This is a genomic window from Microcystis sp. MC19, assembly GCF_003019735.1.
Classification (GTDB): Bacteria; Cyanobacteriota; Cyanobacteriia; order Cyanobacteriales; family Microcystaceae; genus Microcystis.
Window position 1 is genome coordinate 4,885,125 of the sequence record NZ_CP020664.1, and the last position, 14,202, is coordinate 4,899,326.

Here is a 14,202-nt window from a genome sequence, read left to right on the forward strand (position 1 = left end):
GTGGGAAGTGGGAAGTGGGAAGTGGGAAGTGGGGAGAAAATACAAATAATCTCCTATCTCCTGTCTCCTGACTCCTGAATCCTGTCTCCTGAATCCTGCCTCCTAACGGCTAATAGATTCTATCACGATCGGAATCTTGGTCGCAGACAGGAAGTCTGACTTAAGATAGAAGATCGGAGTCTCACACGGAGCGATCGATAGACAATGGCGGGTAAAACTCAACTTAAGAAACAAGAAAAGCAATTATCTCCAGTGGATCTGACCCCTTCTGACGGTAACAACCTCGAAAAAGTTGCCCCCGTTAAACATTGGTCGATCGAAGATAGCGAAAATCTCTATCGCATCCAAGGCTGGGGAGAACCCTATTTCTCGATCAATGCCGCAGGAAATATTACCGTCTCGCCCCAGGGAGAAAGGGGCGGTTCTTTGGACTTATACGAGTTAGTTTCGGCGATTAAGCGGCGCAATATCGGTTTACCCCTGTTAATTCGGTTTAGTGACATCCTTGAGGATCGGATCGAGCGCCTGAATGCCTGTTTTAGCCGAGCGATCGCCCGTTATAATTATCCCAATGTCTATCGCGGTGTCTATCCGATCAAGTGCAATCAACACCGTCACATCGTCGAGTCTTTAGTGCGTTTTGGCAAACCCTATCAATTTGGGTTGGAGGCTGGTTCAAAACCTGAGCTAATGATTGCTTTAGCGACCCTAGAACCTGCCTTAAACGGCAAAAATGACAAAACACAACCATTGCTAATTTGTAACGGCTATAAGGACAAAGAATACCTGGAAACTGCCCTATTGACCACTCGTCTCGGTCATCGGCCTTTGATTGTCATCGAACAATTGGAGGAATTATATTTAACCCTGCGCGTCAGTCGTCAGTTAGGAATTGCCCCTCATTTGGGAGTGCGTGCGAAACTGGGGACAAAAGGGGTGGGCCGTTGGGGATGTTCCACGGGAGACCGGGCCAAATTCGGTTTAACCGTCCCGGAAATCCTAACGGTGGTGACGGAATTAGAACAAGCGGGGATGTTAGATTGTCTGCAACTGCTGCACTATCATATCGGGTCGCAAATCTCCGCTATCAGCGTTATTAAGGATGCCATTCGCGAAGCTAGTCAGATTTATGTGGAATTAGCGAAATTAGGGGCAAATATGACCTATCTTGATGTGGGGGGTGGTTTAGGGGTCGATTACGATGGCTCAAAAACTAACTTCTACGCCTCAAAAAACTACAATATGCAGAATTATGCTAATGATATCGTGGCTGAGGTCAAAGAAGCTTGTGAAGATGCCCAGATTTCACCCCCAATTCTCATCAGTGAAAGTGGCCGGGCGATCGCTTCTCATCAATCGGTGTTAGTCTTTGATATCTTGGGAAGTAGTGAGGTTCCCCAAAACCCTCCCGATCCCTGCAATGGGAAAGAACACCTCATCCTCCGTAATCTCTGGGAAACCTACACGGGTATCGATGAGCGCAATTATCAGGAAGCTTATCACGATGCGGGACAGTTCAAAGAGGAGGCGATTAGTCTGTTTAATTTCGGTTATCTCAGTCTCAAGGAACGAGCTAGAGCCGAACAATTGTACTGGGCTTGTTGTCACAAAATTCTGCAAGTGGCCCGACAACAGGATTATGTTCCCGATGACTTGGAAGACTTAGAGCAAATTATGGCCTCAATTTATTATGCCAATCTCTCGGTTTTTCAGTCAGTTCCCGATAGTTGGGCGATCGATCAACTATTTCCAATTATGCCGATCCATCGTCTCGATCGAGAGCCTACCCAAAGAGGCATTCTCGCAGATTTAACCTGTGATAGTGACGGGAAAATTGCCCAGTTTATCGATTTGCGCGGGGACGTAAAATCAGTTTTAGAATTGCATCCTTTGGAGTACAAAAACGGTAAACATTCTCCAGAACCCTATTATCTAGGAATGTTTCTGGTGGGTGCTTATCAAGAGATTATGGGCAATTTACATAATCTTTTTGGCGATACTAACGTGGTACATATTCAGATGAGTCCCAAGGGGTACGATATCGAGTATCTAGTCAAAGGAGATACGATCACGGAAGTATTAAGTTATGTGCAGTATTCTGCGGAAGATCTGTTAGAAAGAATTCGTCTTCGTTGTGAACAAGCTTTGCAGGAAAATCGCATGACTGTGGAAGAATCCCAATTACTACTACAGGATTATGAACGCAGTTTGCGGCGTTATACCTATCTAGTGGGTGGGGATTGATGATTGCTCTTGCCGATCGAGTAATCGATCGAGGATGATAGAAAATAGACAAAATAGACAAAATAAATAGGCAGTAAAGGAAAACAGTGGAAAAGGGAACGCTGGTAGAATTTCGAGTGCAAGGAGAAAGGCGCTTAGGGGTGATCGATCGCCCAGAAGGTAAAAAAGATTGGATCGTCATCGATCAGGGGGGAAACCCGCATAAACTGCGTCCCCAACGCTTCGATTACATTGTCAAAGGAGGTCCGTCCAACTATAGGGAGATCGGCAATTTTCTGCGAGAAGTCCAACCCTATCTAGATCCTAGTGGTTTAGAAGTGGCCTGGGAATTATTAGCCGGGGAAAATCAGTTAGTCACTCCCGAAACCATGGCCGAGATACTCTTTTCCGATCGTGGTCCGCAGTTTTGCTATGCAGCCCATTGTCTCTTGAGTGATGATAAGGTTTATTTTAAAAATAAAGGGGATGGTTACGAGGCCCGCTCGGAAAATCAGGTAGAGGAAATCAAACACCAGCTAGAGGTGGAACAACAGCGTCAACGGGAAAAAAGCCAATTTCTCCAACGTCTCCAACAGGCCCTGGCCGGTGAAACGGTAGAATGGTCAGAAAGCGATCGAATTCGTCTGGAATCTCTAGAAAAATTTATCCTCCAACCCGAACAAAAATATCCGGCAGCCATGGACATACTCTCGCTGCTAGGCCGTTCCCAAACCCCCGAGGCTGCTTTTGAATTGTTAGTCGATTTGAAATGGTGGAGTAGTCACGAAAACCTTTTCCTGCGACGCAGTTCCTACCCCGTTCAATTCTCGAAAAAGGTACTTGATGTGGCGCGTCTTAATTTACTCAATCCCCCTGCGGATGCGGATGTCAACAATCGTCTCGATTTAACCCACCAAAAAATTTATACCATCGACGATGAAAGTACCGAGGAAATCGATGACGGATTATCGGTAGAAATTCTTGCAGATGGTGGTCATCGTCTCTGGATTCATATTGCCGATCCTAGTCGTTTAGTGTGTCCCGATGATGAATTAGACCTAGAAGCGCGTCGTCGCAGTACCAGTCTCTATCTTCCCACGGGAATGGTTCCGATGTTTCCCCTAGAATTGGCCGCAGGTCCAATGAGTTTGGTACAGGGTAAACTTTGTCCTGCCTTGAGTTTTGGGGTAATCCTCGATGAAACGGGAGCGATCGCCGATTATCGGATCTATCCTAGTACAATTAAACCCACCTATCGCCTCACCTACGAAGATGTGGACGAAATGTTACATCTGGATCTGCAGCATGAACCGGAAGTAAGGATTCTCAACCGTTGGGCCAAACAACGCCACGCCTGGCGCAAATCTCAGGGATCGATTAACATCCAAATGCCAGAATCATCCATTAAGGTGAAGGATAACGACGAAATTATCGTAGAATTGCAGGAAGTTTCCCCATCTCGGCAATTAGTGGCGGAAATGATGATTTTAGCTGGAGAAATCGCCGGTCGCTACTGTCAGGAACACGAGATCCCCGTGCCTTTCCGCGGACAACCACAACCGGAATTACCCCCCGATGAGGAGTTAATTTTACTACCTGCGGGCCCTGTGCGTTCCTGTGCCTTGCGTCGCTGTATGCCGCGCAGTGAGATGACGACGATTCCTAACCGTCATGCTAGTCTGGGATTGAATACCTATTCCCAAGTAACTTCGCCAATTCGCCGTTATACTGACCTTTTGACCCATTTTCAACTAAAAGCCCATCTCCGGGGCGATCAACTGCCTTTTACCCGGGATAGAATGCAGGAAATTCTCTATAGTGTCGCTAGTTCGGCCCAAGAGGCCACCTCCGTGGAACGACAAACTAATCGTTATTGGAGTTTGGAATTTCTGCGACGACAGGGAGATCAAGTCTGGCAAGCTTTGGTGTTGCGCTGGCTGCGGGAAGAAGAAAATTTAGGCTTGATTTTATTGGAGGAATTGGGGTTAGAATTACCCCATCGTTTTGAGCGTTCGGTATCTTTAGGCGATCGCTTTCAAGTACAAGTTAGTCGCGCCGATCCCCACCGCGATGAGATCCGTTTTCGCGAGTTATCGGGTTTTGTCTCCTCCCAAGCAAGTTAATCTCTCGGGGAGTCAGTATTCAGGAGTCGAGAGATAGGGTGATAGGGATTTACGGGGTTTAGGGAAATTTCAGCCAAATGCTCCACTACCCCACACCCTGCCACCACCGAAAAGCTTTTTGCCGCAAACCCTAAATAAGGTTCTTCGGTTTGTGTTATGCAACGGAAAGGATTACCAAAGATGAAATCCTTATATATAAAGGCATTTAGCGATTTTTGTTAATTGTTTTTGATCTAGAGCGAACTAATCAATTAAGTCTTTTGCTAGATAAGAATTTAGTCCATTTATGCCACCCTATCGAACTATACTAAGTAACGAAGAACCATACTTGTCAATGTAAAGTTTTATTACAGGATTCAACGTTTCTGACCCTGATGTTCTCTATTCTCTGGTTACTCATCAACCCATTCAACTCTTACAAAAAAACCAGAATCAAGATTCTCTAAGTCAGGCAAATGTTTAGATTAACTTTATTTTCTGGGAATTCAGATTGGGATGACTAATTAACGTAAGTTCGGGTTAAGCTGAAACTCTTATTCTGTCGTTGGCTGGAACCCTGATTCCCTCGTTGAGGAAGTCTCAAAATAGCCTTAACGCGAACATCAGATTAATTTAACCACGAGTTATGATCGCAAAAAAAGGTGATTTTTTAATTATCGATACTTATCAAGGGATTCCAATTATCAATCAAGCCGAGTTACTCGCTCTTTTCTAAGATCACTGAGATTTTTTTAAGGTTAAAAAAGATGGTAAAAATAAACCCCTTCAAGTGACTAAATGAAGGGGTGATTGTGCGTTTTTCATTGATGATTTTTAGGAGACTTTTGTGGTTTCCTTTTCTGTCGATTGGGAGGGTTTTAGTTTGCGCTTGAGGATTGCACCTGTACCCAATGCCCCAAGGGTTAATAAGCTGAGGAATGTAGAGGGTTCAGGTACAGTTTCTACATCTGGTGCAAGAGCTTCTAGTTTATCTCCAAACGTATAAACTAAGTTTTCTTGAGTCGGCTCTAGTGTAAGACTAAAAAGAAATTTATTGTTTAACACTTCATAGTTTCCTGCATTCCCACTGAAGGCATTAACTATACGCTGTTCAATCACGCCGTTAGAATCGCTAAATGATAAAGAAAAGAATGAATTGCTTGTTCCAAGACTTATAGTAGGCTCAATAAGTCCACTTGAATTTGATTGCTCTATCTCTATCTGATAAAGATCTATTGCATCAGCAATAGAGTCATTAAAAAAGTTAAATGGATCAGATATTTCTCCCGATGCTACTCTTGCACTTAAACTGATTTTTGGATTGTCTGCAATACTTGGGACACGAGGAATTCCATTAAACTTTGTTCCAGAAGATAAAAATACATCTAGGCTAAGGGTAGAAAAATTGGTAAATCCTGGGCCAATGGTTAATGGATCAGATAAAGCTACTGTCATAGAAACAGGTAAGTTTTCTGCTTGACCAGGAAAAATACTTGCTCTCACACTAGATGTAAAAATAAGATTACCCCCAGCATCTTGTACTAAGTACCTAAGCAAAATTAATTACACATATCTAACCACCTCTTGCCTCCTGCTTTTTGCCTCTTGCCTATCTTCACTAGGAAATTAATTTTGCACGACTACTTAAATCTGAACGAACTTGACCTGAGCCATCTGTACCGTGTAGTTCAATGAGAAACGTAGCATCGTCTTCATATCTGTGTTGTAAACTTTTAAATCCTAAATCTATAGCTGGTAATGGAGGATGCGCATTGAAAAGATAAAATGTACCTGTTGGTACTATGCCGAAAATTTCGAGAGGTGGCTGTCCTATTTGCCTACCGAATATACTTCTATTATTAGAAGTGACAGTCGTAGCGGCAACCAGATTGGTTGTTAATAACAGGCAGGAAGAACTTAATAAGCTTCCAAGTATGAAGGTTTGCAAAGATTTTCCAAACATCACTTTCTAATAAAACTAAGTACGATTGCATCCCTCGCAGCTAGGTCAAGCAACAGCCTAACCCAACAACAAAGACGGACAAAAGGACTATACACACTACCCCCCCGATAAAGTATCAAAAGCTACAATTTTAATAAGTCTTTATATTTCTCTCTCTAACAACGACTCCCCAAAGAGGGAGTCTCAGGTGGTTTCCCCTGTTTTACTTCTTCTCAGGCAAACTATCGTCTTCCGTGAGGGATTGTGGAGCGGTATGTCGGATTCGGTATTATTTATAAATATCACCACGAGAACCGATCTCAGTGATAATGAAAAGCCGTTCTTCTCGATTGACTTGCATTAATACCCGATAATTACCAACTCGCAGACGATAACCCTCACGTCCTTTAAGTTTTTTGAAATCTGTCTGAGTGGGACTAACCAGCAATTGATCCAGTTCATTTAAGATAGGCTCTTGGCTACGAGGCTGTAACCGTTTTAGGTAACGCTCGGCTGGTTTTAAGATGATGTAACGCCACATCCTAATTCAGCCTTTAACTTAACTAAGGATTTGCCAGGATCGCGCCCTTCTAGATACTCCTGATAGGCTTTCTCTGCCGCTTCAATTTCTTCGGGAAGCACGTCATCAGCCGTCTCAGAAGTTTCTAAATACTCTAGGAATTGCTCAATATCTACAGCACTTTGGTTGTTCATCGGAAATTTTGGGTCTGAAACCCCGCCGTTCTAGGTTGGCTTTACGTTAGAATTAAAAGGCCAGTCTCGAAAACCAAGTGGACGGCGCAGCACCTTGAAAACTCGGCTTAGGGGGTTCCGACCAGAAAAGCTTGGCCGGGTAAAAAGTCGCGCGCAACAAGTACAAGAAGCTATAGGCGGTCAACGTACCGTGGGACACACGGAATCGGGCTTCTGAAATGGGGCGAAAGTCTGTGGACTCTGTGTAAGACAGTACATGGTTTTTTAACTGTGGTATGCGACGGTGGTGGAAGCAGAAACTTAAATCGTGAGGTTTAGGAATCGCCGCACTTTTAGGGCGGCGAGGATGTCAAGCTACTGCCCTTACCTCCTTATTGTTTTTCTGGCTTTCATTTTAAGTTTTACCACATTTATAAGTGTATCCTAAGAGTGCGATCGCAGCGATTCACAGGAGAAGGAATCTCAATTAGTTTCCCCTGTTTTACTCCTTCTCAGGCGAACTATCGTCTTCCGTAAGGGATTGTAGCGCGGTATGTCGGATTCGCCTTTGTGTTCTCCCTTGACCACCTCTCAACTCGATCGCTAACCCAAATTAAGCACGATTATATTGCCATAAAGCCGTAGAGGTTTGGTCTCCAACCCCTTGAGGACAAGATAGGCTGCACCCGCTCATTCTGTCGGTTGGAGAGGGGAAACCCGTTACTGATTCTGCTCACAGAGAAGGACTAATTTTATTGGTGTAGAATAGAGACAATTATTGAGAGAGAAAGAAAATGAGCACTATTTCCCTTGAAATTCCTGAAGAAATCTTAATTAGTCTCAAAGAAACTCCTGAAAATCTATCAAGAGAATTAAAAATATTGGCAGCCGTTAAACTTTTTGAACTTGACAAACTATCTTCAGGACGTGCAGCCCAATTAGCCGGAATGTCACGAGTAGAATTTTTAACTATTTTGGGGCGTTATCAAGTCTCCCCTTTTTCTTTAACGACTGAACAATTGGAACAAGATATTGTCAATGCCTAATCCTCAAGTCATTGTCAACACCTCTCCTCTACTGTACTTACATCAAGTGGGCTATTTGGAATTGCTCCAACGCTTGTATTCTCAAATCTTGACTCCTCCAGCAGTAATCGAAGAATTAGCAATCGGTAAAAATAAAGGAATTGATGTTCCCAATATTCAGGCAATTGAATGGATTTCAATTACTCTGGTTAAATCAGTCAGTCTAATTCCAGCTATTATTGATTTAGGGCAAGGAGAAGCAGAGGTATTAGCTTTGGGATTAGAAAATCCAGATAGTTTACTGATTTTTGATGATCAGTTAGCCCGACGTATTGCCGATTTATAAGTAGGTAGGCACAATTATTTGTAGGATGGGTTAGCGGTAGCGTAACCCATGCGGGCGTTGGGTTTCATGCTTCAACCCAACCTACGTTCATTTTATATTTAATTCCACCCACCTACTTATCGCTTGAAATATTCAGGAACGCTTGGTGTTTTAGTTAAAGCGAAGCAGCAGGGCTATCTATCTTCTGTTGCTCCCGTTATTGCTAAGTTACGCCATCAAGGAATGTGGCTAACTGATAAAGTTGTCAATGATGTTCTTCGATTAGCTGGAGAGTAAGTATGCTTAAAAAAAGGCTCTTCGTTACTTGGTATGGTTCGATAGGGGAGCATAAATCGACTAAATCTTTATCTGGCAAGAGATTTAATTGATTAGTTCGCTCTAGATCGAAAACAGTTGACAAAAATCGCAGCAACACCTGTCTCTATAAGGGTTTCATTCCTTATAACCCCGTCCATTGCATAAGACAAACCGAAGAACCCGTTAATTAAATCTCTATATTGTTGAGCTTTTCGCAGCAGCCTGTCATCGGTGGTCAGGAAAATATCAGCGCCCCCCGCTTCAGCAAAAGCCAGATGTAAGGCATCATAAAACTTAAAACCCAGTTGGGAGGTACGGAGTAGGGGCAATTCATGAATTGCCCCTACTGGCGATGGGCGTTTCCCTCGATACCATCCAACGGGCAGCTTCTACAGTAGCTTCTTGCCAAAATTCGGCATCAGTAGCAGCTATATCTGAATAATCTATATCAGAATCTTTCATCTGACCAAGGAGCTTTAATTGTTCCTCTCTCGACATACTCATAATAAATAATCACCTAACAATGTTAGCGAAATTTTGAACCCTATGACCGAATCTGACACACCGCGCCACAATCCCTCACGGAAGGCGATAGTTCGCCTGAGAAGCAGTAAAACAGGGGAAAATACCTGAGACTCTTTCCCCTATGAATCCCTAAGCTAGGGAGAAGAATATAAAGATTTATTAAATTGTAGCTTAGGATACAGTTGTGGGGGGGGAGTGTGTATGCTGGCTTCAAGTTGTCCTCAACGGAGTGTCGCCATTAACGGAGTGTGTAAATTACATGAGTGTCGCAAAGCAATATTCTATCAAGCAGACCATTTTTAAGCAGCTTTTATTTCTGCTCCCTTCTTTTCTTGCTTGGAGCAATTTACCAGCAAATAGCCAACCCGTAGGTTCTGGAGTGACAAACGGTGTTTTTAATAGCTTCGCCAGTCCTTTTCCCTATACAGATGTCAATGGAATTGGTACTAATCAACTTGATTTTAGTCTTCCCGATTCCGCTCCCAGCTTTTTTAAATTCGATGGAACATCTTTTGAGAATGTTCAAGTTGGACAAACTTTTGTCTTAGGAACACTTAGCTATAAAAATGGAATTGGTTGGATTGGACTTCACACCTCAGAACTAGCAGTTTCTAGTAGTTCGTCCACTACCACTCCATTTAATTTTAATCAGATTTTGACTGAACAGATCGGATTAGATATGACCGCCAATGGTTTTGTGGTCGATGGAGTGTTGGTTCTCGCAACTCCTGAACAAGCAGCTGATATATTATATTTTCCTAATAGACCAGAGTTAGGAAGCTTTCGTATTTATGAAAATTCCACTGGTACTGTGGAAGTTTTAGGAAGATTTGGTTCACTTCAGTTGGCAGGTTTTGGGAATGCTATATCAGGGGGTTTTGTTGATCCAACCATCGATCCTATTCCGACTGCTCCTGCTGTTTCCGTTCCTGAATCTGGAAATATAGCTGGCTTACTTGCGATTAGTATTGTGGGCGCAGCTTCCACCCTCAAGCGCAAACTAAAACCCTCCCAATCCACTGAAAAAGAAACTACAAAAGTCTCCTAAAATCCCCCATAAAACCCCACAAAAACCCCTTCATTAATTGGAGGGGTTTTTGTCATAAAACCCAGTCGTTGATCGTTAGGAGAATTGAGATTGATTGTATATACCCCAAAATAGTCCTACTGTTCACTAATTTTACTTTCAGCGAGAATTTCTTGGAGGACGGGGGATAAATTGCTAGTTAAACGGCCGGATCGAATAAATTCAGCGTAGGTATCAGCTTCGATATCTAGGAGGGTTTCCCGAAGTTGTTCCATTGTTAATAGCTGTAATTGGGGATAACTATCGTTGAGAGATTGTATTTCCGCTTCTACAGTCTTTAACTTTTCTTTGACGAGATGCTGCTCATAACTAAAAAATTCGGGGGCAACATCGGGAGATTTATCTAATTTAGAAAGATAGTCTAAAACTCTTTTTAAAGCTACCCGTCGGGCTAAAAGTTCCGCATAGTTTTCTCGAATTGGTTGATCACCGATCAGGTCTAATCTCGATAGGAAAGTTTGAATAGTTAATCCCTGAACCAAAAGGGTAAAGAGAACAACTCCGAAGACGATATCGATGATATCCTGACGATTGGGAAAAATAACCGGCACACTTAAAGCTAGGGCAATAGAAACGGAACCGCGCAAACCTCCCCACCATAAAACCGTTTTTTCCCGCCAATTAATTTTAGTTTCCATCAAGGCATTACTAACAGTTGCTAGAGCAAAAGTAGCCAGAAAACGGGCCGCTACCACGGCGGCGATCGTGATAAAAATTAAATTGAGATTATCGGCTAAACTAGAGAGACGGATCTGATCGCCGATGAGGAGAAAAACGATCGAATTGACAAAAAAAGCGAGAAACTCCCAGAATTGCGTGACTAATAGGCGGGTACGGGGACTCATACTAATTCTAGAGCCAAAATTACCCAAAATAATCCCCGTAGTCACCACTCCGATTACCCCCGAACCCCCGAACTCCTCGGTTAGTAAATAAGCACCGTAGGCGGACACAAGAGTTAAAGACTGTTCCACTAGGGGTAAATCCAGACGTTGAGTCAGATAGGAAATACCAAAACCCACTAAACAACCCACTGCCACCCCGATACCGATAAAAGCCGCAATCCGGCTAATGGTTGTCTCTAAGGATAGACCACTAGCACCGAGGGGAATTTCCACCAAAAGAGCGAAAGCGACGACAGCGACCCCATCATTAAATAAGCTTTCCCCTTCCAAAAGCACGGTGAGGTTTTTACTGGCCCCTAATTCGCGAAAAAGAGCGACAACAGCGACGGGATCCGTAGAAGAAAGGCTCGCACCCACTAATAAGGCCGTAAATAGGGGTAAATTGGTCAATTCATCTAGGGTAAAACCAACCCCGAAAATCGAGATAATTACGCCGACAATAGCGAAAAGACTGACGGGAATCCAATTATCCTTCAGATCTCGCCAGCGTGTATTCCAAGCGGCTTCAAATAGCAAAGGGGGCAGAAAAATTTCTAGAATCAGTTCGGGGGATAGGTTCACCAGACGGATATCGATGAAAGCTAAACCTAAACCGACTATCACTAACAATAGGGTGTAAGGAATTTGGCGAAACCAGCTAAAAATCCTCGAAACCGTGGCCACACTCAAGGAAACGGACAAAACAATTAGAAATTGTTCTAAATTTTGCTTAATGACTTCATCGGTAGCGGATTCTAAACTCATTGGGTAGGAGGCAATCGGTGAGCGGACGTGCAAGAAAAGAACAATCTCAATTATTATTACACTTTAGAACCAGTGATTTTTTTTCCTAAACCCAAGTTTTTCTGCTGGCAATCCCTTTTATCTATGTCCTTGACTATGCCTCAGTCTGCCGAGTCCTCCACGGGTGAGGATTTACCCCTAGCTATCTCACCCAGTAACGAGCAGTTAGAGAATATTAATAGCTATTTAAACCTGATTTTGGCGGCTTTAGTCTCTCTAGCTAATTTAGACTCCGATTCTATCACCCAAGCAGCCCAAGAATTAGCCTTAGATCTGGATACAAGCGATCGCCTAGTTGCCCACCACTGGCAACCCCAGTCAAAACTTTCCCTAGCGGACATCCGTTCTCTAGTTCTCCTCCTCTGTCATCTAGCCCAAAAAAAGCAAGAGTTAATCCGTCGCGCTGTAATTCTTTTGGAACAAGTGGGAACTCAAGGAGAAGAACCGGTCAAAACCACGCTTTTAGGCAATTATATCGATAATTTTCGCTTAAAATACCCAGAAATATCGGAAAATAATCTCAGTGATTCTAGCCTTGCTTCCCTAGCTTGGAAATTATTAATCGATTTATTGTTCTACAGCAGCCCCCGCAGTCATCTCCTTCTCTGGCACACCCTTTTGGCAAGTAAAAAGTAAAAAGGCTATCAGTTATCAGTTATCAGATGTAAGTTATCAGATGTAAGTTTTCAGTTCACTGATTACTGTTTACTGGACGGCTACGCCGTGCCTTTGGCAACACTGAAAAAAAGCTTCCCAGTTCATAATTCATAATTCATAATTTATAATTCCCGCCGATAACTAAAAATGAGTAATCTAATTCGCAAATATACACCCCCCACCTGTACCCTAGAAATTTGGGGAAATAGTTCGCCTCTAGCGGTTTGGCTAGGTAAAAATGTCTTAAACGATGCCCACTTTCAATTGCGTTTTGATGATCCTAGATTGAGTGAGGAAAAGCAGGTGACGATCAAAGGCGATCGCACACAATTACAACTCCTAGGGGAAATTGTCGCTAATTATGTGCAGAATTTACTCTCTAGTCCTGTTTCTACCCTCTCTTTCGTGGCTAGTGGTTCCCCCGAAAGTCATCTTCCCTCCTTACCCTCTCTCCATTGTCAGGGACTTCTCCAGCATCAATTATTTTTAGGTTCCCTGCTAACCGATCAGGATAAACAGGAGATCGAATTAACCACATCGCAATTATTCGATCTAGCCAATGCTTTAGGGGAATATAACCATGAAAGCCCCCTAATACCCCCATTAATTCGCCAGAAAACTCGAAAAAATGCCCTGATCTGGACGGGATTAATCGCTTCGGCCCTAATAACTATCGGGGGAATAGCGATCGCATTTTATCAACAGCAACAAGCAGTCAACAATGATTTAACCAGCGATCCTAATAGCGCCAAGATTCCCCAACCCTTGCCAACGCTGCCTTTACCCCCCACGGGAACGGTCGCCCCAAACCCGCAGTTACCGGCAAATTTGGGCAATAAAACCCCTTTACCGCCACCGCCGCCCGTGGCAACCGTTCCAGCCCCAGTTCGCCCCTCTAGCGTCCCCCTAGTGATTCCGCCGTCCACTTTACCGCCGCCACCGGTCACAGGTTCGCGTCCAGGCGGCACGGCGATCGTAATTGAACCGAATAATCAGAAAATCCCGATTACTGCCCCCCTCGTCACTGGCGATCAGGGTACAAACGCACTGGCAAATGTCCCCCCCACCACGATGAATCCGACTCCAGCACCGCCAAAATTGCCCAATTTACCGCCTATAAGCCCTATTAACCCTGAAAATGTCAATTTAGACCCCAAACCGCCCACAAGCACCGCTAAAGCCCCAGAGACGAATTTACTAGATACCATTCCCCAAGTGGCAGAAACCAGAGAATATTTTCAATCCCGTTGGCAACCGCCGGAAAGTCTCAAGCATACTCTAGAGTACCGTTTGGTCTTAAATCAGGATGGTTCCCTAAAACAGATTATTCCCCTGGGACAGGCGGCGAAAATCTATCTCGATCGCACTAATATGCCCCTGCTCAATCAACCTTTCGTTTCTCCCCTCGATATCCCCGGTAATCCTCAATTGCGTCTGGTGCTTGGTTCTGATAGTACGGTGCGGACCTTTATGGAACAGTAATAGGCTGTACTGCATTTAAGTAGCTGGTTATAATTAAATTAAAAATTGATTTTAGGTTCGATCCCCCCTTCTGTCCTTTAGTCACATCTTTCTTAACATTTCAAACCTTTGTAGCACAAGGCTTTCAAGACTCGG

At 43.7% G+C, this 14,202-nt stretch carries 14 protein-coding genes; 8 read left to right on the forward strand and 6 right to left on the reverse strand.

The window, feature by feature from the left end; translation table 11 throughout:
- The first annotated feature begins 204 nt into the window (after positions 1-204).
- Together speA and B5D77_RS24920 are read left to right on the forward strand one after the other, a co-directional pair.
- On the forward strand, positions 205-2,244 hold the full coding sequence (gene speA / locus B5D77_RS24915; RefSeq protein ID WP_106909878.1) for a biosynthetic arginine decarboxylase: 2,040 nt from the start codon (positions 205-207) through the stop codon (positions 2,242-2,244).
- 86 nt (positions 2,245-2,330) lie between these two features.
- A complete protein-coding gene (locus B5D77_RS24920) occupies positions 2,331-4,346 on the forward strand; it encodes a ribonuclease catalytic domain-containing protein (protein ID WP_008200079.1) in 2,016 nt (671 codons plus the stop codon).
- Positions 4,347-5,159: 813 nt separating this feature from the next.
- On the opposite strand, the gene B5D77_RS27565 is transcribed toward B5D77_RS24920, so the two are convergent.
- The 4 genes from B5D77_RS27565 to B5D77_RS24935 form a co-directional block, all read right to left on the reverse strand.
- Positions 5,160-5,882: a PEP-CTERM sorting domain-containing protein gene (locus B5D77_RS27565; RefSeq protein WP_254053019.1), complete on the reverse strand. Its 723-nt coding sequence runs from the start codon at positions 5,880-5,882 to the stop codon at positions 5,160-5,162.
- Positions 5,883-5,943: 61 nt separating this feature from the next.
- A complete protein-coding gene (locus B5D77_RS26105; RefSeq protein WP_159036998.1) occupies positions 5,944-6,288 on the reverse strand; it encodes a hypothetical protein in 345 nt (114 codons plus the stop codon).
- A 268-nt stretch (positions 6,289-6,556) separates the two neighbouring features.
- On the reverse strand, positions 6,557-6,808 hold the full coding sequence (locus tag B5D77_RS24930; protein ID WP_106909879.1) for a type II toxin-antitoxin system RelE/ParE family toxin: 252 nt from the start codon (positions 6,806-6,808) through the stop codon (positions 6,557-6,559).
- A complete protein-coding gene (locus B5D77_RS24935) occupies positions 6,787-6,981 on the reverse strand; it encodes a hypothetical protein (protein ID WP_106909880.1) in 195 nt (64 codons plus the stop codon). Before B5D77_RS24935 ends, B5D77_RS24930 begins: the two co-directional genes overlap by 22 nt.
- 773 nt (positions 6,982-7,754) lie before the next feature.
- On the opposite strand from B5D77_RS24935, the gene B5D77_RS24940 reads away from it, so the two are divergent.
- From B5D77_RS24940 to B5D77_RS24950, 3 genes are all read left to right on the forward strand, one after another.
- The gene (locus B5D77_RS24940) at positions 7,755-8,006 is read left to right on the forward strand and encodes a UPF0175 family protein (RefSeq protein WP_002764591.1); all 252 of its coding nucleotides are present in this window, start codon (positions 7,755-7,757) and stop codon (positions 8,004-8,006) included.
- Complete coding sequence (locus B5D77_RS24945) at positions 7,999-8,331, forward strand: DUF3368 domain-containing protein (protein ID WP_254053020.1); 333 nt, start codon at positions 7,999-8,001, stop codon at positions 8,329-8,331. Before B5D77_RS24940 ends, B5D77_RS24945 begins: the two co-directional genes overlap by 8 nt.
- Before the next feature lie 123 nt (positions 8,332-8,454).
- Positions 8,455-8,607 (forward strand): DUF3368 domain-containing protein, encoded by a 153-nt coding sequence (locus tag B5D77_RS24950; RefSeq protein ID WP_008200105.1) that lies wholly within the window; start codon positions 8,455-8,457, stop codon positions 8,605-8,607.
- A gap of 351 nt (positions 8,608-8,958) precedes the next feature.
- On the opposite strand, the gene B5D77_RS26410 is transcribed toward B5D77_RS24950, so the two are convergent.
- Positions 8,959-9,132 (reverse strand): hypothetical protein, encoded by a 174-nt coding sequence (locus B5D77_RS26410; RefSeq protein ID WP_172456625.1) that lies wholly within the window; start codon positions 9,130-9,132, stop codon positions 8,959-8,961.
- A gap of 280 nt (positions 9,133-9,412) precedes the next feature.
- On the opposite strand from B5D77_RS26410, the gene B5D77_RS26810 reads away from it, so the two are divergent.
- Positions 9,413-10,201: a choice-of-anchor K domain-containing protein gene (locus B5D77_RS26810; protein ID WP_008200115.1), complete on the forward strand. Its 789-nt coding sequence runs from the start codon at positions 9,413-9,415 to the stop codon at positions 10,199-10,201.
- 116 nt (positions 10,202-10,317) lie between these two features.
- Here the strand turns inward: B5D77_RS26810 and B5D77_RS24965 are convergent, their stop codons facing one another.
- On the reverse strand, positions 10,318-11,889 hold the full coding sequence (locus B5D77_RS24965) for a Na+/H+ antiporter (protein WP_002758276.1): 1,572 nt from the start codon (positions 11,887-11,889) through the stop codon (positions 10,318-10,320).
- 135 nt (positions 11,890-12,024) lie between these two features.
- On the opposite strand from B5D77_RS24965, the gene B5D77_RS24970 reads away from it, so the two are divergent.
- The gene (locus tag B5D77_RS24970) at positions 12,025-12,564 is read left to right on the forward strand and encodes a DUF3038 domain-containing protein (protein ID WP_106910067.1); all 540 of its coding nucleotides are present in this window, start codon (positions 12,025-12,027) and stop codon (positions 12,562-12,564) included.
- 168 nt (positions 12,565-12,732) lie between these two features.
- Positions 12,733-14,067 carry a DUF4335 domain-containing protein gene (locus B5D77_RS24975; RefSeq protein ID WP_106909881.1) on the forward strand — a complete coding sequence of 445 codons (1,335 nt, stop codon included), beginning with the start codon at positions 12,733-12,735 and terminating at the stop codon, positions 14,065-14,067.
- Positions 14,068-14,202 lie beyond the last annotated feature (135 nt).

Bases quoted from the DNA above. Each gene is read 5' to 3' on its own strand.
- speA (WP_106909878.1), top strand. From the start codon at position 205: ATGGCGGGTAAAACTCAACTTAAGAAACAAGAAAAGCAATTATCTCCA.
- B5D77_RS26105 (WP_159036998.1), bottom strand. From the start codon at position 6,288: ATGTTTGGAAAATCTTTGCAAACCTTCATACTTGGAAGCTTATTAAGT.
- B5D77_RS24930 (WP_106909879.1), bottom strand. From the start codon at position 6,808: ATGTGGCGTTACATCATCTTAAAACCAGCCGAGCGTTACCTAAAACGG.
- B5D77_RS24935 (WP_106909880.1), bottom strand. From the start codon at position 6,981: ATGAACAACCAAAGTGCTGTAGATATTGAGCAATTCCTAGAGTATTTA.
- B5D77_RS24940 (WP_002764591.1), top strand. From the start codon at position 7,755: ATGAGCACTATTTCCCTTGAAATTCCTGAAGAAATCTTAATTAGTCTC.
- B5D77_RS24945 (WP_254053020.1), top strand. From the start codon at position 7,999: ATGCCTAATCCTCAAGTCATTGTCAACACCTCTCCTCTACTGTACTTA.
- B5D77_RS26410 (WP_172456625.1), bottom strand. From the start codon at position 9,132: ATGAGTATGTCGAGAGAGGAACAATTAAAGCTCCTTGGTCAGATGAAA.
- B5D77_RS26810 (WP_008200115.1), top strand. From the start codon at position 9,413: ATGAGTGTCGCAAAGCAATATTCTATCAAGCAGACCATTTTTAAGCAG.
- B5D77_RS24965 (WP_002758276.1), bottom strand. From the start codon at position 11,889: ATGAGTTTAGAATCCGCTACCGATGAAGTCATTAAGCAAAATTTAGAA.
- B5D77_RS24970 (WP_106910067.1), top strand. From the start codon at position 12,025: ATGCCTCAGTCTGCCGAGTCCTCCACGGGTGAGGATTTACCCCTAGCT.
- B5D77_RS24975 (WP_106909881.1), top strand. From the start codon at position 12,733: ATGAGTAATCTAATTCGCAAATATACACCCCCCACCTGTACCCTAGAA.